Here is a 17,345-nt window from a genome sequence, read left to right on the forward strand (position 1 = left end):
TTGCAGACCTCATTTCTAAACATGTCCCCTTTGTGCCAGAAATGGGCGCTGGTAGTCCTGCATTGCATTAATAGTCTCAGAGCAGGTCAGGTATATCCTGAACAATATTGAAACCATAAGTATCTAATCATAAATAGAAAGCAAATCAGCAGGATTGAGTTGGAAGCCTTTTTTATTCATTTGAAACAATAAATTAGCATACCTGGTTAGTCACCTCAGCCACGCAAACCATCACCTCCATAAATAATTATGTGGTACTATTTATACCTGACCAAAACAGGATAGCGTGATGAATTTCAAGATACATGACAAACTCATACATGAAGTTGAATCTCCTAAAGGACTTCTTTATAGGATGGTGATCACTTATACTTGCTTTATGGCAACCTTGATTATTGTTCTCTCTTTTGCTGTTGGTGACACTTCAAAAATCAACTTTTATTTCTTCATTAATTCTTGCACTGTAGCAGTGATGGCATGGTTTATCAGGAAATCTTTTAATATCCAATCTACTGAGGTGAACTTGCTTGTTTTTAGAGTGAGTTTGTTTCTGCTTTTGAACTCATCCCTGGCTTCAATGGCAGGCGGACTGGGTTTAATAGAAAGAGATACAGCATCATTAATTGCTTCAATTATTTATATTCCAGCCATATTAATGATTATTTTTTTATTTGAAAAATTTATATCCTACGTGAACCATAATTATAAATCAGCGGTTAATCTTTCACTTACAGACGAATTAACAGGGTTGCCTAACAGAAGACATTTGAATGTTATATTGAGAGGATTGGAGAACCGGTCAGGAACTATCTGCATTGCTGATATTGACCACTTTAAAAAAATTAATGACACATATGGTCATGAGGCTGGAGACAGGGTGTTGAGAGATACCGGGCTGAGGCTAAGTAATCTTGTAAGCGAGAATGTTTTTATTGCAAGATCGGGTGGTGAAGAATTTGCCATCGTTATCTTTGATAATATCAATGCAGAGGATATCATCAGAAAAATTAAAACTTCGGTTTCAGATGCATGCAACGGAAGTTTCGGTATCACGCTAAGTATTGGTGTGGCAACCAAGCTTAAACATGACTCATCTTCTTCTGCTATCAATGCAGCTGATGATGCCCTGTACAGAGCTAAGAGAGCAGGTAGAAATTGCATTATCTACGACCAGTCGTTTAAAAATAATTAATTTTCCATAAAAGGGAGGAAGAAAGTTTAGGAGAATTTCCGCCCTCTTTTGTTTGATTAACTGAAAGCTAACGGTTTTTATGGAAAAGTCGGATGTCCGCTTCTCGCTCATAGCGGACCTGACATACCGGTCCGCTTAATGCCAGAAACCGACACAACTATTATTTTAGGGCCCACACCTAAAACTATCTTTTGGCTACAATCCGCATTTCCACAAGGGCATTTTCAGGAATGAACTCTGACACGCCTATAGCTGACCAAGCTGGATATGGCGCCTTTACATACTCATCTTTTACTCTGGAAAAAACGTCGATATGTTTTTTGAGGTCAATGTGAAAAGTGGTCATCTCAAGTATGTGTTCATAGTTTAAACCAGCGGCATTTAAATAAACGCCAAGCTTATAAAAGGCATCATGAAATTGTTCTTCAGGATGCTTACTTATAGGTTTATCTCTTCGTGCTGCGGTAACACCGGAAAGATATACTGTGTCATCTGCTTCGATAACGGGGGAAAAGTGCCAATCATCGAAATAGTGTTGAAATTCCTCAGGGACGATAGATTTTTTCATAATTTCATCACAAGTTGATGAGTTAATAAATGTCAGCATTTACAACATTAAATGCTCTCAGCGCTCAGGATGTTCAACCTATCCACCCATTGCTCATTGAGCATAGAAGATATTGCCATGCGCGCATATCCTTATTGTGCCAGTAGCGGACGACTCTTATGTCACGATTCATTCATGAATACCGAATGAATCCCTGATACGATAAAATAAATAATCTGCCTGAAGTACGTGCAAAACGAAGAATTATCGTTGTGCATATTAACTGCAGAAACTGAACAGCCTGTCAGGAAACTAAAAATAAAAAAATTTCTCAGCTTGCTGCCTAATTATATGGCGCTTACCGTCAGCTGAGAACTGTCGCGTTATCTTTGAGATAAGCCATCCGCAGTCATGGAGCGATCAAAGGAGCGCCGAATTAGCCTGATACTTAACCCTGCCCCTATAGCCAGACAGATAGCCATCGTCAGAAGCGCGACGATAAAAGCATGGGTAATGATTGCGACGCTGTTACCGTTCCCCAGCATGCTGTAAAAAATGCCGCCGATAACCGCGACACTTAGCGCTGTGCTAATTTGTAATGTCGAGCTGGTTACGCCAGCAATCATACCTGAAAACTGTGGCGCGACCCGGCCTGTCACCATCCGCACCAGAGTTGGCATCGCCAGCCCCTGCCCCAGCCCAGTCAGGAAAAGCAGCATGGCGAGCGGCAGCATCGCGGGAGAGTGACCGGGCATCGTCGTAGCGATCAATCCTGCCATACCTGCCAAACCTGCGGTTTCACATCCCATTCCGATGGCGCTAAGGTAATTCCCGGCATACTGCCTCAGGTACGGAGTCAGTAACGGACCAATGAGAAAGCCGACACCAAAGGGTAGAAAAAGCGTGCCTGAAACCAAGGCATTTAAATGTAAGGCACTCTGCAGATAGACAGAAAACAGAAGAAAGAACGCGCCGATTGAATAAAACAATAAAACAATCATAAGTCCCTGTCCCAGCCCTGGCGCACGTAATACGCTCGGGTTGAGCAGTGGCGATCCCCCTTTGCGACTGAGGTGGTGCTCATATCGCCATAACAGTGAGGCCAGCAGCGGGAAAGCAAAAAATAACAGCCACGTCCACCAGGGCCACCCCGCCTCACGCCCTTCTATTAGCGGCACAATCAGTGTACTCAGCGTTAATGTGGCCAGCAGTGTGCCAACGGGGTCAAGTCGCTGAGCTGCTCGCGGCCGTTTTTCTTGCAGCAGTGGCAGGCCAAAGAGAATCACCAGCAGCGTCACAGGCAGATTAACGAGAAAAATTGTCCGCCATCCAAGGTGGAAGAGATCGGCTGATATCAGAATGCCGCCCAGAACCTGTCCAATAACGGAGGCCAGACCAAACACGGCTCCATATATACTGAGCGCTAAGGGTCGCTCCGCTTCGGGGAAAATGGCCTGCACGGCGGCGAGCGCCTGAGGAGCCATAATGGCGGCCGTGGCGCCCTGTAATATGCGTCCAGCAATCAGTATCCAGGATGACCAGGCAAAACCACACAGCAATGATGCCGCGGTAAAACCTATCAGCCCAAGAAAGAACATTTTTCCCCGACCATAAATATCGCCCAGGCGACCTCCGGTGATTAATGTCACGGCATACACAGCGGCGTACGATGAAATGACCAGCTGTTCCGCTGAGGAAGATGTGCTCAATTCATTATGAATAGCAGGCAGTGCCACATTAACGATAAAAAAATCGAGCGGCGGCAAAAATGCACCTACCAATAAAATGACAAACATAGCCCAACGGCGTGGCTCGGCTTGCAGGATGCTATGTGCCGACATAGATCACTCCTTATGGAACGGTACGGTCCCTGTTAGGGATGTGTGGTCATCGCAGAATGCGCAGTTGACCAATCAGTGCAGGTGAGGCCGCCTCCGGGAAGCGCAACACCGCTCCGTTCAGCGCATGCCGCCGGAAGCCAAAATAATCTCCCCAGTGATCCATCTGGCCTCATCGGAGGCGAGAAATGAGACGATTGGGGCGATGTCCTCTACCTGACCTATACGGCCAAGCGGCGTTTGCTCTTCATTCCAGGTTTGGAAGTCCGAGCCTATTGCGCCTGCGCTATGGCTCCCTTCCGTTTCGATCAGGCCCGGGTTGACCGCATTCACGCGAATTCCCCGCGGACCGAGCTCAAGTGAAAGCACTCCGGTAATGGCATCAATCGCCCCCTTAGCACCGCTGTAGATGGCACTTTCAGCAATAAAGACACGGGTGACGAATGAACTGATATTGATGATGCTGCTGCCGTGGCTCAGGTGCGGTGCGGCCGCGGCGCTTACTAACAAGGGTCCAAGCACATTGATATCAAATTGCCTGCGGTACAGCGCTTCAGTGCTCTCTTCAATTTTGGCGAACTGGTAAACACCGGCGTTGTTCACCACGATGTCGAGCCGCCCGAAAAGAGCAATGCTGGTATTTATTAGTGCCTCGACCTCTTTCTGACTGGTGACATCCGCTGCGACTGCCACAGCCTCACCCTTGGTGGCTTTGATATCGACAACAACCTTTTCAGCAGCGTCTCTATCTGAGGCGTAATTGACGATAACCCTTGCACCATCAGCTGCCAGCTGACGGGCTATACCTGCTCCGATACCTTTTGAACCTCCGGTAACCAGAGCAACTTTGTCTTTTAATTTATGCATAATCTCAGCTTCCTGTTCGTGTCGCCTGAGGCGACGAATTTAAAGAAGCCATGGTGATGCCTACAAAGTTGTTTGAGAACTGACACTTTTGTATATTGGATGTTCATTTTTGAACGGCGGAATCGAAGCATGGATTGGGGGGATGTTCAGGTATTGCTTGCGGTCATGCGTAACGGCTCTTTCGGGAAAGCAGCCCTGAGTCTGGGCGTAAGTCATCCTACAGTAGGACGCCGTATCAAGGCGCTTGAGGATGAAGCGCAGCAGGCGCTGTTTCGCCGGACAACGGAGGGATTGGTGCTGACAGATGCCGGAGACGGGATCATGAAGCTGGCAGAAGCGATGGAAAATTCCGCGCTTGCCATGGAACGCCGTCTGGCAGGCAATCACGATCGCCTTGAAGGAATACTGAGAATATCATCAGCAGAATGGTTTACTAACTATGTGCTGGCCCCCGTGCTGAGTGAATTGACATGTCGTCATCCGGCGATTGTGCCGGAAATTATTGCAGGTTACCGCCTGCTCGATCTGTCGCGCCGTGATGCCGACATCGCGTTTCGCATCGTACCTTTTACCGATCCGAATATTGTTCAGCGCCGTTTGATGCGTGTGCCCTACGCACTTTATGGCACGCCACAGAATGCACAGGCACTGCTCACAGCCCCCTCTTCGGTGGGGCTGATCCTGATGAATACTGGGCAGTCACACTTTCCTGACGTCTCATGGCTTCTTGATCATTTCCCGCAGTCAAAACCTGCCTTTAAAAGCACAAGCCGTGCGGTTCAGGCGCAGATGTGTCTGCGGGGGATGGGCGTAGCCGTGCTGCCACGGCCTTTGGGTGATGCCACCACCGGGCTGCAGCGTATTGAAATGCCTGACATTCCGCCTTCAAGAGACATCTGGGTCGGCTACCATCAGGATCTTCGTCATATGGATCGCTTGCGCGCATTGCTGGATATCGCAGATAGTATGCTGGCTTCACAACAGGAATAGCCTGACGTGGCGGGGCATCCTGGTGAAACCAGCGTGCAAAAGCGCTTCAGGTATGTTTGTGCGTTTCCTCACGAACACTCATCTGAGCAAAGACATGGGCTAACTTACGACGAATTGATAATAATCAAAATGTCGACCAGATGGATTATCCTACATGCCGGGTTATCAAGTTCGCCCTAAGCCGCCCATTAAATACTAACAGTCGCACCATTTTTCTGAACACTCAGCAGGCAGCTTTGTCTTTACGCCCATTCTTAATGGTCAGCGTGATGGCTGAAATCAGGAAATAGAGAACACCAAAAGCGGCGTAGGGTGCAACCGTGGTGACATCCAGAGCAGCATTACTACTCGCCTGTTTAAACATAAACACACCCGCCAACGCAGATTGCGCTCCACTCAAGACCATAGCCCATTGTCCATTTGAATTTTTCCAGCGACGGATGGAAGCAGAAAGCTGCAGTACACCAGAAAAAATCGCCCATATTCCAAAGACTTTAATGGTTGTATTCATGCTGACAGAAAGAGCCCAGATAATAGCTGCTGCGACCACCAGACTAACAATAAAGTTGAATTTTTGGGGTGGGTTTAGTGCTAAGCCCCCTGAATGTCTTGCATCAAGATAATTGGCGAATGCGTCCCATGTAGGATACAAAACAAGCAGAATGCCACCAACTGTGGGATTATGTTTGCCAATGAATAGCGCAAGTGCAATCCAGATAATTGAACCCGCAGCACGGATGTAATAATAAGATTGAAGCCATTGATTTTGAATGTAGGTAGATGTAGCGAAATTGGATTTCATGATGATTCTCCGAAATAGGTTGGACTTCACAGAATATTCCAGACGAATGATGGCCGAATTAGAGTCGGCAATTATTCAGTCGCAGGATTAAGAAAATGTGTAAAACTTATAATAACAAACTTTTTAAGGAAAAACAGAGCGTATAAAAATGGTTGTTCGATAAAAAAGACGACGCTGTGTCAAAAAATTAATCTTAATTTTTTATACAGTCTTGGATTAACGATATAGGTTTAGGTCGCAAGCATTCTGGCGGTAACCTGTTCTGTCTAACCTACGTAGTCTGCGTAAACGCAAGGGCTGCCTTATGTAACCTGACACAGAGATCCGGATTAAGTCAGGAAAAATCCCGATAAAAAAGTAGGTTAAAGGCGCCATCACAGCAACCGGAATCGTTTGCTGACATTCATATTTAAAATCGGTATTTAGTGAATAACTGCAGGAATCCCTGCGTACTTCAGGATGTTTTTTGTTCATTATCGCACACGAACCAGAAACGGATTCAGGAACATATTCCGCCTTACTGACGTCAGCTATCTCCCTGCAAAAACCGCCAGTTACGCTATGTTGTCTAAGGTGTTCACAATACTGTTTTCCTGAAAAAGAAACTGACCTGAATGGCTGTAATAACATCTTCCTGCTAGCGAGTAGTTGAGCAACCAGCGAGTCGATGTCTGCCAGGTGAGGTGGCATACTGATCGATTGCTTTAATACGGCTGACTCATTCAATCCAGAATTTCCGGAGAGTTTGAGCTGAGTCTGTAAAAAGGGCTGAAAACCTGACGCAGTGGTAACAGAAGATCGGGAATTCATTCTTTCTATGTTTAATGCTGCCAGGTCCGGCATTGAATGCAAAGCGCGGATAGTGTTCATTAATACTTTCTCCATCAAAGTAAAGTCACATTGAAATAGCCTCAATTAAAGTCCTCGCTGGCTATATCACTTCCTCCAAATCATGCTTACGTCGGTACAGACAAACACTGCATTGCATACCTACTAGAAGATAGGCTGAGTTGCGACAATGCTACCTGCAATTATTCTTTCTATAACCCGGATATTTCATTCAACGTCACGAAATAGTCACGAAATCCAGTCAACTCAATCGCTCTAATTTTTAAATATCTAACCGGCATAAAGGCTGCTCATCAACTATTTCAGCCCGAGTAGCCGAACACGTGAAGAGTTCGGCTAGTAACGTTTTATTGTCTGAGTTACTTCAGCTGGTTTTCGTTAATCTTTTAATCACTGGCTCGACAATTTGCTGAAATACATCAGCGTTATTAAAGGCACGCGAAGATATAATTGCACCATGCACCGTAGCCATTAGCGATTTGGCCTCTGTGGCTGCACTTTCCCGCAGAATAAAAACGCCATTTTTTTCACCTCTGCTCAGTACATCAGTGAGCCAGTTAGTGAGATCGTTGAAATGCCCACTGACTTCCTTAGCCACTTCTTTAGGTAAAATCGTTAATTCAACAGCCAGCATCACGCAAATGCAGAAAGGAGAATTGTTCTCACGTATGCAGGTCGCCCAGAAATTCACGTAGCTGTTAATTTCACCTAATGCATCACCGGAGAAATGCTGGCTGGTTGCCGCCATTCCTGCTTGTGCCTGCTGTCGATAATCACTCACGACTGCCTGAACCAGATCCGCTTTGCCAGGGAAATGGTGGTGAATACTCGACTTACGAATCTGCACCCGCTCGGCTAAATCAGCATAACTGAAGCTGTTATAACCGCCCGCTGTCAGCAGAATTCTGGTGTGGTGCATAATCTCTTCGGCTTTCTGTGAACGTTCTGTACTCATGCTTGCTCCAGCAGCAACGGTAAAATAACTGCAAATCGATAAACGGCCACGAACCTACTCAGCGTCAGTCGGATTGTCAAGCGCACCGCGCGTCAAGCGTTTGCGTTTATAGGCACCCGCCATACTGCTAAATACGCCGTCGCGCAGAATCAAAGCGTGGTACAAAGCTGCGGCAAGATGCAACATAACAGTGATGAAAAGCGCCATTGCTACCAGGCTGTGAAGCGGACGTAAAATGGCATAAGCGTTGTTGCTGATCGGAACAATGGGCGGCAGCACAACATGACCCAGTGTGACGGGATACCCCGCCGCCGACAGCATCGCCCAACCGATCAGGGGCTGAGCCAGCATCATGGCATACAGTGCCCAATGAGACAGATGCGCTAAGAATTTCTGCCAGGCAGGCAGCGTGGCTGGAAGTGCTGGCTTAGCAGTGCTGAATCTCAGCCAAAGCCGCACAATGACCAGCATTAAAATCATCAAACCCAGCGGCTTATGAATCGCAACCAGCAGGCCGTGCAATGATGAAACCGTGGATACCATTGCGACACCAATAAATAACATGGCCATAATAGCCGCAGCCATCACCCAGTGAAGTACGCGCAGTGCCGGGTGAAAAGTGTTGTTATGTTTCATCAGTGGGCTCCGGCCTGTTCATGAGTGCGTGCATTATAGGATTTAGCGTAAGCGGATGAGCGGGCATTAAGAAGCGGGTCATCCGAAGCCGTAATACCCTCAGGTAAAATCAGCGGGTCATAGTTAATGTCGTTACAAACGCCCTGCTGTTGTGCCGTTGTCTTATTAATTGTCAGCGTTCCGGCATTGATCACCTGACGATCGGCAGGCCAGCCAATCGATGCGTCATTGCCTTTATCACCAGAGCCCGCCACTGTAACCATCAGATCCCATTTCTGGGGCCCGTTCGCTAGCCGCTGCTGTAAATCACGCTGCAAGAAATTGGCGTCGTTTTTCTCATTTTCATCCATCGCCTGATAATCAGCGTGCGGCACCATACTCCAGCGCACCAGGTGGGAATGGCCCTCTTTATCAATGAAATTAAAGGCATTCAAACTGTTAAATTGATCGCGGACCCAGCTGGAAGAGGGAACATATTGCTTTGCCCAGGCAAAGAAAGGTTTGATCTCTGGATGCTGTCGTACAAAAGCCTGCATTCTGGCTGGATCAGGTTTACCGGTTTTTGCATCTGGTAGCGTGGCGGTTTGCAGGTCATAGAAGCCCTGCACGCTTTGTACCGGAAAAAAAGGCATTGCATTCATGCCTGTGCGCCACTGTTCACCATTTTTCTGATAGAAAGCCAGCGCCATACTGCGTATCGGTACTGCATAATCAGGCGCATTCGGATTTCCGCCTGCGATAGCTAAACGGCCCACCACAGGCGTAACGCCTGAGGCAAACAGTGCCGCACGTGACAAGGCGCTGGCGTTACCGTTGGCAGAAAAATCCCCCAGGATACAGACGCCCTTTGCATGATTACGGCGATAACCCGGGTGATTGCCATTAGATTTTTCTAAGGCAGTAATCAGCTTATCCGATGTCAGCCTGCCAGTATCCAGCCACCCGCCCGCCCACACGAACAAGGCGATCACCAGTAATGGGATCACAATTATTATCGCCAAGCGCACTATTTTATGACCGACAGAAAGAAAAGGTTTATTCATGAAAACACTCAACATTGCAGAATTTAGTTCACTGTTCATCCGAGCGTAATCATTAAGATTTTGCTTTTGATAACAGGATGACATTCAGAAGTTATTTAAGATGCCCTGCAAATCTACTAGTAGGTAGACTAAACTGTCAAACAATTAATCCTCCTTTTATAAGTTGCTGTTCCCTGCATGTCATACCGGCTTGTTGACATTCTGGAGTGACCACGTTCCCGTAGACATTTGCTGTCCTTACGATGAGGGCTCTGCTCCTCACTCATAGCAGACCTCAAGACATTGCAAACTAGCGCCCCTTTTGCCGCGGTTGTGGCAATCAGAAGGCAGGCAAGCCTGCCTTATTTTCACTTTAATGGGATTCAACAGCCTGCGGAGTGACAACGTCGCGTGACCGCAGCGTGATACGTACCGGCGCAGATTTATACGATGGCGTACCGCTCTCCTTGTCGATGTAATCCAGCGGGATCAGGACGTTAGCCTCCGGATAATAGGCTCCAATCGATCCCTGTGAGATGGCATAGCGAATTACCGTCATGGATTCCAGACGCATACGGTAGCCCGGCACTGCTGACTCCAGATCCACAACATCCCCGTGCTCAAGCCCCAGACGTTCCAGATCAAAGTCACACATAAACAGGACATCACGGCGGCCAAATACTCCGCGGTAGCGATCATCCATGGCGTAAATCGTCGTGTTGTATTGATCGTGACTGCGAAGCGTAATCAGACGTAGCACGTCGTCGCCCGGCACCGTCAGGTCCTCATGCGTGCCTTGATAAAGCGAAAACATCGCTTTACCGCTAGGGGTCGGCCAGATGCGATCCCGCGGCGGCAGTGGCATCTGAAAACCACCGGGTTGGCGAATGCGGGCATTGTAATCATCGAATCCGGGTATGGTTCTTTCGATCAGGTCGCGGATGAGATCGTAATCGGCTATCAACTCATTCCAGTTAACCCGCGTTCTCGGCAGAGCCGCGATGGCCATCCCGGCAACAATGGCCGGTTCAGAACGCAGCAGCGGCGACGCTGGCTTCAACTTTCCGGAAGAGGCGTGCACCATCGACATGGAATCTTCAACAGTGACCGACTGGCGATTGCCAGACTGCTCATCCAGTTCGGTACGGCCAAGGCACGGCAGCAGTAGTGTCTCTTTCCCGGTCAGAAGATGAGTACGGTTCAACTTGGTCGCGATGTGAACACTGAGTTCAAGTTCACGCATCGCCGGAAAGGTCACGTCTGAATCGGGCAGCGCCACGGCAAAATTTCCTCCGAGGCAAATGAGCGCCTTCGACTGCTTATCGACTATCGCTTTCATCGCCTGCACCGCATCATGACCATGATGCGACGGTGGTGTAAATCCAAACACGTTTTCCAACTTATTGAGAAAATCGGACGACGGTTTCTCAGTGATCCCCACGGTACGGTTACCCTGCACGTTGGAGTGGCCTCGTAACGGACAAACGCCTGCGCCGGGTTTACCTATATTGCCTCGCATTAGCAGCAGATTGACCAACAGGCGCACATTATCCGTACCGCGGTTGTGCTGTGTAATGCCCATACCATACGTCAGGATAGTGGCATTCGATTTGACGTAAGCTTCAGCGACGCGCCTGAGATCTGCCTGCTTCAGGCCAGAGTCTTGCTCGATTAATGCCCAGGATGTGGCTTCGATGTCCGCCGCGAAGCGCTCAAACCCTTCTGTATGCTCGCGGATAAAGGCATGATCCAGTGCCGTACCGGTTTCAGCCTCAATCGCCAGCACCGCTTTGGCGATACCCTTAAGCGCAGCCGAATCGCCACCGGCACGGACCAAATAATACGTTGACGCGATATCGGTTGAGCTGTTGGTCGCCATCTCCATGACATTCTGCGGGTCGGCAAAACGCTCAAGCGCGCGTTCGCGCAGCGGATTAAACACGATAATCGGTACGTCACGGCGCGCCAGCTCGTGCAGCGTTCCCATCATGCGAGGATGATTGGTCCCTGGGTTATGACCCATTGAGAGAATAAGCTCTGCACTATCGAAATCGTCCAGAGATACGGTGCCCTTACCGATCCCAATCGACTGAGGCAAACCTACGCTGGTTGCCTCGTGGCACATATTTGAACAATCAGGAAAATTGTTAGTGCCATACTCCCGGGCAAAAAGCTGAAACAAATAGGCCGCCTCGTTTGATGCGCGACCGGAGGTATAGAACTCAACCTCATCTGGCGGCAGTGCAGCTAACTTATTGGCAATACGCGTAAAAGCCTCTTCCCAGCTCACTTCGATGAAGGTGTCGCTTGCTGCATCATAGCGCAGCGGCGTGGTTAACCTGCCGTATCCCTCCAGCTCATAATCGGAACGCTGTAGCAGCGACGTGATAGTGTTTTCGGCAAGAAATGCCGGCGTAACGCGCTTGGTGGTCGCTTCCCATGTGACCGCCTTAGCGCCATTTTCACAGAACTGGAAGGTTGAGCCATGATCCTTATCCGGCCAGGCACATCCGGGGCAATCAAACCCATCGGGCTGATTAGTGCGCATCAGCGTAGGCGGCGCTTTTAAGGTATCCATTTGGTTTTTAACAGCTATTGCGGTTGCCTTAAGTGCTCCCCAGCCGCCTGCCGGGCCATCATAGGGGTGTACACCTGGTACTGTGCGATGATTTTTTTTGCTCATACAAACTCGGCTCACGTGAATGTAATTTATGATGCTGCAGCCCCTGCGGAGGTTGCTTAACGTAACAGCGATATGTGCAGGTGTTACCTGAGCCTGAATATCCCTTCATCCACTGGTGTTATGGATAGTTTGAAGGTAGCAAAAAAAAACAGATCTCCCGCGCTGGTTATCAATTGGTTACTTTTTAAATTCATTCCTTTATCTGGCTAGCCAAGAGCAACGACCGGAATTTCAATTTATCTACTCAGTGGAAGTGTATTGCCGCTTAGGGAAGGCGTGCCTGAATGATTATTCTGGAACATAAAGAGTGTCCCGTCGGGAAAGCAGCCATTTGTACTTTCTTTAACGAAATAATTATCTAATGACGATACATTTATTTCATCGTGCAAACGTTTTACTTTTTCCAGCTAACTGTCACAATAAAAAAGCTACATAAATAGCGCGCTATTATAAAGCACGCAATATATATAAATGATAAAAATTCTTATTTATAGTGACAACACCGGGGAAAACCTTATGCACACACGCTTTTGTTGGGCAGGTTTACGACGCGCCGCAAGTTATAGCGGGCATGTATAAGCAGCACTTCGCTACCACAAGGTCCGCTCGCCACCCTCACGGGGGTGGTTTACGGTTGACCGGCACTAACGTTTTGGGCGAGAAGTGGGGGTTGTCTCAAGCCACGCGCGCACGCTCTCCAGATCTGGCCCGACTTCGCGCAGGGCCTGACTCAGTCGGTCTTGTGTGGTGCTTAACTTCAGAGTCCAGAACGTGATTTGCCACTGCTCGCGTATCTCTACCTGACTGAGGTCTGCGGGAATACGCCGCTGAATGTATTCACGGTTTTTCATTATTTTTATCCTTTTTGTTTTATGTAGGAACGCCCGGCGTGACGCTTGCCAGCGCAATACATTCCCTATATTGAACAATCATCCTGGATAAAATAGAGGAATATTCCTGCTGTTGAGGTGGGGATAAAAAAGGAGAGTAATCCTGGCGAGGCCAGCGATTTATTCTGACGTGTGTTAACAATATCTATTTCATTAAACTAAAAAATAATTATTTTCATTTCTTCTTATTAAGCCTCTGATAAATGAGAAAATTAAAACACTGCATCCTGGTCAAGTTAACGTGATGTTTAGAGGCGGGAGAGCGATATACCCAAATTCACTCCATCCCGTATTTAAGGAGTTTTCTTTGAGAAATCAACTTTTAGAGCGGCCCGTGGCCGTACAGCATAATATCCGTGATCTCAGGCTTGCCGCTGGCCTTTCACAACAGAGTGCCGCTGAGCGTTTCGATCTTAGCCTGCGTGTTTGGCAGTCGAAAGAGTCTGCGAAGAATCCAGGGCAGCTCAGCCAAGGCGAATATGAATTGTTATTGTTGCTGGCTGGTCAACATCCTTACTTTGCACTGGTGTCGCAACAAAAAAAGTAAGCTGCCTTGTCCGTGTCATTCGATAAAGATCAAGCACTGCATCAATGTCACAGAGTTAGCCGTATCACTGGCTAATCAAACTGAGTAGATGCATCACCGTCCTGGAGGGGTTGTTGCGCCGCCAGGCAAAGGCGATATCGGTAAACAGGGAGTTATTCTCTATTTCGCAAAACGTAACATGCGGGTTGTTCACACAGCACATGGACTCTGGTACCAACGCGATGCCACAACCTGCTCCGACCATGCCGAGAGACGAGGTGATTTGGGGAGCCTGAATAAATCGTGTTGGGGTGAACCCCGCGCGCAGACAGGTGCTGACGATGAGCTCATACAGGCTGGGAGCGACTTCACGCGGAAACATAATCAATGTTTCGTTCACCAGCTGTGCTAATGCAATGGTGCCTTGGGAGCTATATGCATGGCCCGCAGGTAACGCAATCATCATTCTTTCGGTAGCGATGACTTTCAAATTGAACGCTTTGCTGCTTTCACACGGCAAACGAATAAACGCCGCATCAAGCAACCCATCCCGCAGATCCTGCATCAGCAAAGCCATATTCTCTTCCCTGGCAATGAGTTCCATTGCCGGATAACGCGTTCTAAAACGCTGAAGAAGGTCAAACACGGGTGCCCCGAAAGCGACAGAACTGGCAAACCCGAGCGACATCTGTCCGCTTATACCCCGCGCCATACCACGGGCTTTCTCAAGCGCATGGTCGGCCAGCTGCACAATCTCAGTGGCGTCATTTAGGAATGCCCTTCCCGCCTCGGTGAGTTCAACGCCGCGCGTCAGGCGTTTCAGTAATGGTGTCCCAATCTCATGTTCCAGCCGCTGTATTTGCTGGCTCAGCGGTGGCTGAGAAATGCCGAGCATTTCTGCAGCACGAGTGAAATGTAGCGTCTCGGCGACAGCAACAAAATAACGCAGATGGCGAAGTTCCATATCAAAAACGTCTCAAAGTTAACAGGTTTCGCTATTGGATTCGTTAAGCCAAAAAGCCCACCATGATATTAACACGGCTTAACTATTGGTTTGCGAGGTGGCAAATGTGTAATTTTGTATCTGCCTGTTCATGTGAGGAACAGCTGAAAGAAACCGTCTTTAAACTCCATGATGATTCACCAGAAAAGGTTATCTATCAGACTTCACTGATGAGCGCGCTGCTGAGCGGTGTTTATGACGGTTCCACCACGGTGTCCGATCTGTTAAAGAAAGGCGATTTTGGCCTGGGTACGTTCAACCAGCTGGATGGAGAACTCATCGCCTTCGACAGCCAGGTCTATCAGTTACGCTCCGATGGCAGCGCCAATCCTGCCCAGCCCGAGCAACAAACGCCGTTTGCTGTGATGACTTTTTTCAAACCTGAAAATCGCCACCTCTTTACTGAAACCGCCACGCGAGAAGAGGTTCATCAGGTTATCGACAGCAAAATCACTTCAGATAACCAATTCTGTGCCATGCGTATCAGTGGTCGCTTTCATGCCGTACGGACTCGAACCGTTCCCTGCCAATGTCGCCCTTATCGCTCGATGCCGGAAGTGCTGGGCGATCAGCCAACCTTCGCATTTAAAGAGACGCAGGGTGAACTGATTGGCTTCCGTACGCCGCAGTACATGCAGGGAATCAACGTGGCGGGTTATCACGAGCACTTTATTACGGATGACCGGCAAGGCGGTGGGCACATCCTTGATTATGTGCTGAAGGAGGGAACGCTGACCTTTGGCTCCATTAACAAGCTGGTCATTGATCTTCCCCGGGATACCGAATTTCTTCAGGCAGAGCTCACGCCGCACAATCTTGATGAAGCCATTCGCGCCGTCGAAAGCTAACAATAGGGGGCAATATGAAAACGTTAAAAACCCACACTCACTGGAACAGCGGCGCGGATCTCGTGGTCGCGCAGCTTGAAGCACAAGGCGTAAACCACGTGTTTGGCATCCCCGGAGCCAAAATCGACAAAGTGTTTGATTCATTAGTGGATTCTCCCATTCAACTCATCCCTGTCAGGCATGAGGCAAATGCTGCCTTTATGGCCGCAGCGGTAGGCCGACTTACGGGACATGCCGGTGTTGCACTTGTGACCTCCGGACCAGGCTGCTCGAATCTGGTTACCGGCATGGCAACCGCCACCAGCGAAGGCGATCCGGTGGTGGCTATTGGCGGAGCGGTGAAACGATCGGATAGCGCCAAACAGGTTCACCAGAGCCTGGATACCGTGTCGATGTTTCGTCCGGTAACGAAATATGCTGTTGAGGTCACCGCCCCCTCCGCGCTGACCGAATGTGTCTCTAACGCATTTCGTTATGCAGAAAACGGACGCGGTGGAGGTGCCTTTATCAGCCTGCCGCAGGATATTGTTGATCAGCCGGTTTCCGGCAGCCCTTTGCAAAATAGTGGACACGTTAAGTTGGGCGCGGCCCCCGATGCCCTAATTGAGGCTGTCAGCCAGGAAATCAGCCGGGCAAAAAATCCGGTCATCCTGCTGGGCCTGATGGCCAGCCAACCAGAAAACAGCGCCGCAATCCATGAACTGCTGTCAAAAAGCCAGATCCCCGTGACCAGTACTTACCAGGCTGCAGGCGCAGTCAGACAGGAGCACTTCTCAAGGTTTGCCGGACGGGTTGGATTATTTAACAACCAGGCAGGAGACCGGTTATTACAGCAGGCGGACCTGATCATCACTATCGGTTATAGCCCGGTTGAGTATGAGCCGGCAATGTGGAACAGCGGCAAAGCCATCCTGGTACATATTGATGTGCTACCGGCTGATACGGATAACCGCTACCAGCCCGACGCTGAACTGGTAGGCGACATTGCGCAGACCGTATGCAAGATTGCCGCCCGTATCCTCTCACCATTAACGCTAAGTCACGCTGCGGCCGCTGTACTGGAAGACCGCCAGCAGCAACGCCAATTACTGGCGATGCAAGGTGCCAGTTTAAATCAATTTGCGCTGCATCCCCTGCGTATCGTGCATGCGATGCAAGACATCATTAACTCTGACATCAGCCTTACCGTTGATATGGGAAGCTTTCATATCTGGATAGCGCGCTATCTGTATAGCTTCCGTGCGCGCCAAATCATGATCTCTAATGGTCAACAGACCATGGGTGTCGCCCTACCTTGGGCTATTGGTGCCTGGCTGGTTGATCCTTCACGCAAGGTGGTATCGGTGTCCGGGGACGGCGGATTTTTGCAATCAAGCATGGAACTGGAAACTGCCGTCAGGCTGAAGGCCAATATCCTGCACATCATTTGGGTTGATAACGCCTACAACATGGTCGCCATGCAGGAAGAGAAAAAGTATCAGCGCATTTCAGGCGTCAGTTTCGGTCCGGTGGATTTTAAAGCCTATGCCGAAGCCTTTGGCGCAGCCGGCTTCTCCGTTAACAGTGCGGCAGAACTTGAGCCAACATTGCGCAAAGCAATGGATGTCAGCGGCCCCGCTGTGGTCGCAATTCCGGTCGACTACAGCGATAACCCGCTACTGATGAGTCAGTTACACCTGAGTCAAATTCTCTAATTG

At 48.9% G+C, this 17,345-nt stretch carries 16 protein-coding genes; 5 read left to right on the top strand and 11 right to left on the bottom strand.

Translation table 11 applies throughout. The features are described 5' to 3' along the window. The first annotated feature begins 289 nt into the window (after nucleotides 1–289). Entirely contained in the window at nucleotides 290–1,192 is a 903-nt protein-coding gene (locus PO881_RS20965; RefSeq protein ID WP_280173255.1) for a GGDEF domain-containing protein, read from the top strand. Between the two features lie 184 nt (nucleotides 1,193–1,376). Here PO881_RS20965 and PO881_RS20970 read toward each other — a convergent pair whose 3' ends face one another. The 3 genes from PO881_RS20970 to PO881_RS20980 all read right to left on the bottom strand — a co-directional run bounded on the left by PO881_RS20970 (nucleotide 1,377) and on the right by PO881_RS20980 (nucleotide 4,444). Beyond that, on the bottom strand, nucleotides 1,377–1,760 hold the full coding sequence (locus PO881_RS20970; protein WP_280173256.1) for a RidA family protein: 384 nt from the start codon (nucleotides 1,758–1,760) through the stop codon (nucleotides 1,377–1,379). 362 nt (nucleotides 1,761–2,122) lie between these two features. After that, entirely contained in the window at nucleotides 2,123–3,580 is a 1,458-nt protein-coding gene (locus PO881_RS20975; RefSeq protein ID WP_277975111.1) for an MFS transporter, read from the bottom strand. Between the two features lie 117 nt (nucleotides 3,581–3,697). Beyond that, nucleotides 3,698–4,444 (bottom strand): glucose 1-dehydrogenase, encoded by a 747-nt coding sequence (locus PO881_RS20980; RefSeq protein WP_192413374.1) that lies wholly within the window; start codon nucleotides 4,442–4,444, stop codon nucleotides 3,698–3,700. Between the two features lie 129 nt (nucleotides 4,445–4,573). Between PO881_RS20980 and PO881_RS20985 the strand changes: the two genes are divergently transcribed. Beyond that, nucleotides 4,574–5,434 carry a LysR family transcriptional regulator gene (locus tag PO881_RS20985; protein ID WP_192413376.1) on the top strand — a complete coding sequence of 287 codons (861 nt, stop codon included), beginning with the start codon at nucleotides 4,574–4,576 and terminating at the stop codon, nucleotides 5,432–5,434. Between the two features lie 223 nt (nucleotides 5,435–5,657). Here PO881_RS20985 and PO881_RS20990 read toward each other — a convergent pair whose 3' ends face one another. The 7 genes from PO881_RS20990 to PO881_RS21020 form a co-directional block, all read right to left on the bottom strand. Further along, complete coding sequence (locus tag PO881_RS20990; protein ID WP_280173257.1) at nucleotides 5,658–6,236, bottom strand: DUF308 domain-containing protein; 579 nt, start codon at nucleotides 6,234–6,236, stop codon at nucleotides 5,658–5,660. A gap of 216 nt (nucleotides 6,237–6,452) precedes the next feature. After that, nucleotides 6,453–7,106 (bottom strand): hypothetical protein, encoded by a 654-nt coding sequence (locus PO881_RS20995; protein ID WP_280173258.1) that lies wholly within the window; start codon nucleotides 7,104–7,106, stop codon nucleotides 6,453–6,455. A 343-nt stretch (nucleotides 7,107–7,449) separates the two neighbouring features. After that, nucleotides 7,450–8,040, bottom strand: a complete 591-nt coding sequence (locus PO881_RS21000; RefSeq protein ID WP_101761074.1) for a TetR/AcrR family transcriptional regulator — start codon at nucleotides 8,038–8,040, stop codon at nucleotides 7,450–7,452. A gap of 54 nt (nucleotides 8,041–8,094) precedes the next feature. Then, a complete protein-coding gene (locus PO881_RS21005) occupies nucleotides 8,095–8,676 on the bottom strand; it encodes a cytochrome b (RefSeq protein ID WP_277975113.1) in 582 nt (193 codons plus the stop codon). Then, complete coding sequence (locus PO881_RS21010) at nucleotides 8,676–9,719, bottom strand: catalase family peroxidase (RefSeq protein ID WP_280173300.1); 1,044 nt, start codon at nucleotides 9,717–9,719, stop codon at nucleotides 8,676–8,678. Before PO881_RS21010 ends, PO881_RS21005 begins: the two co-directional genes overlap by 1 nt. 352 nt (nucleotides 9,720–10,071) lie before the next feature. Next, nucleotides 10,072–12,381, bottom strand: coding sequence for an FdhF/YdeP family oxidoreductase (locus PO881_RS21015; protein WP_280173259.1), 2,310 nt, complete (start codon nucleotides 12,379–12,381; stop codon nucleotides 10,072–10,074). Nucleotides 12,382–13,025: 644 nt separating this feature from the next. After that, nucleotides 13,026–13,232: a DUF3606 domain-containing protein gene (locus PO881_RS21020; RefSeq protein WP_192413387.1), complete on the bottom strand. Its 207-nt coding sequence runs from the start codon at nucleotides 13,230–13,232 to the stop codon at nucleotides 13,026–13,028. Nucleotides 13,233–13,578: 346 nt separating this feature from the next. On the opposite strand from PO881_RS21020, the gene PO881_RS21025 reads away from it, so the two are divergent. After that, entirely contained in the window at nucleotides 13,579–13,818 is a 240-nt protein-coding gene (locus PO881_RS21025; protein WP_110868383.1) for a transcriptional regulator, read from the top strand. Nucleotides 13,819–13,882: 64 nt separating this feature from the next. Here the strand turns inward: PO881_RS21025 and PO881_RS21030 are convergent, their stop codons facing one another. Then, nucleotides 13,883–14,761 carry a LysR family transcriptional regulator gene (locus PO881_RS21030; RefSeq protein ID WP_280173260.1) on the bottom strand — a complete coding sequence of 293 codons (879 nt, stop codon included), beginning with the start codon at nucleotides 14,759–14,761 and terminating at the stop codon, nucleotides 13,883–13,885. Between the two features lie 104 nt (nucleotides 14,762–14,865). On the opposite strand from PO881_RS21030, the gene budA reads away from it, so the two are divergent. Then, complete coding sequence (gene budA / locus PO881_RS21035; RefSeq protein WP_280173301.1) at nucleotides 14,866–15,648, top strand: acetolactate decarboxylase; 783 nt, start codon at nucleotides 14,866–14,868, stop codon at nucleotides 15,646–15,648. A gap of 14 nt (nucleotides 15,649–15,662) precedes the next feature. Then, a complete protein-coding gene (alsS, locus tag PO881_RS21040) occupies nucleotides 15,663–17,342 on the top strand; it encodes an acetolactate synthase AlsS (RefSeq protein WP_192413392.1) in 1,680 nt (559 codons plus the stop codon). Nucleotides 17,343–17,345: the final 3 nt, after the last annotated feature.

Origin of the sequence: Pantoea sp. SS70, from assembly GCF_029866845.1 — a bacterium.
Taxonomy (GTDB): Bacteria; Pseudomonadota; Gammaproteobacteria; order Enterobacterales; family Enterobacteriaceae; genus Pantoea; species Pantoea leporis.

What these genes read in the sequence shown, in the direction of transcription:
- PO881_RS20965 (WP_280173255.1), top strand. Translation starts at nt 290, where the DNA reads ATGAATTTCAAGATACATGACAAACTCATACATGAAGTTGAATCTCCT.
- PO881_RS20970 (WP_280173256.1), bottom strand. Translation starts at nt 1,760, where the DNA reads ATGAAAAAATCTATCGTCCCTGAGGAATTTCAACACTATTTCGATGAT.
- PO881_RS20975 (WP_277975111.1), bottom strand. Translation starts at nt 3,580, where the DNA reads ATGTCGGCACATAGCATCCTGCAAGCCGAGCCACGCCGTTGGGCTATG.
- PO881_RS20980 (WP_192413374.1), bottom strand. Translation starts at nt 4,444, where the DNA reads ATGCATAAATTAAAAGACAAAGTTGCTCTGGTTACCGGAGGTTCAAAA.
- PO881_RS20985 (WP_192413376.1), top strand. Translation starts at nt 4,574, where the DNA reads ATGGATTGGGGGGATGTTCAGGTATTGCTTGCGGTCATGCGTAACGGC.
- PO881_RS20990 (WP_280173257.1), bottom strand. Translation starts at nt 6,236, where the DNA reads ATGAAATCCAATTTCGCTACATCTACCTACATTCAAAATCAATGGCTT.
- PO881_RS20995 (WP_280173258.1), bottom strand. Translation starts at nt 7,106, where the DNA reads ATGAACACTATCCGCGCTTTGCATTCAATGCCGGACCTGGCAGCATTA.
- PO881_RS21000 (WP_101761074.1), bottom strand. Translation starts at nt 8,040, where the DNA reads ATGAGTACAGAACGTTCACAGAAAGCCGAAGAGATTATGCACCACACC.
- PO881_RS21005 (WP_277975113.1), bottom strand. Translation starts at nt 8,676, where the DNA reads ATGAAACATAACAACACTTTTCACCCGGCACTGCGCGTACTTCACTGG.
- PO881_RS21010 (WP_280173300.1), bottom strand. Translation starts at nt 9,719, where the DNA reads ATGAATAAACCTTTTCTTTCTGTCGGTCATAAAATAGTGCGCTTGGCG.
- PO881_RS21015 (WP_280173259.1), bottom strand. Translation starts at nt 12,381, where the DNA reads ATGAGCAAAAAAAATCATCGCACAGTACCAGGTGTACACCCCTATGAT.
- PO881_RS21020 (WP_192413387.1), bottom strand. Translation starts at nt 13,232, where the DNA reads ATGAAAAACCGTGAATACATTCAGCGGCGTATTCCCGCAGACCTCAGT.
- PO881_RS21030 (WP_280173260.1), bottom strand. Translation starts at nt 14,761, where the DNA reads ATGGAACTTCGCCATCTGCGTTATTTTGTTGCTGTCGCCGAGACGCTA.
- budA (WP_280173301.1), top strand. Translation starts at nt 14,866, where the DNA reads ATGTGTAATTTTGTATCTGCCTGTTCATGTGAGGAACAGCTGAAAGAA.
- alsS (WP_192413392.1), top strand. Translation starts at nt 15,663, where the DNA reads ATGAAAACGTTAAAAACCCACACTCACTGGAACAGCGGCGCGGATCTC.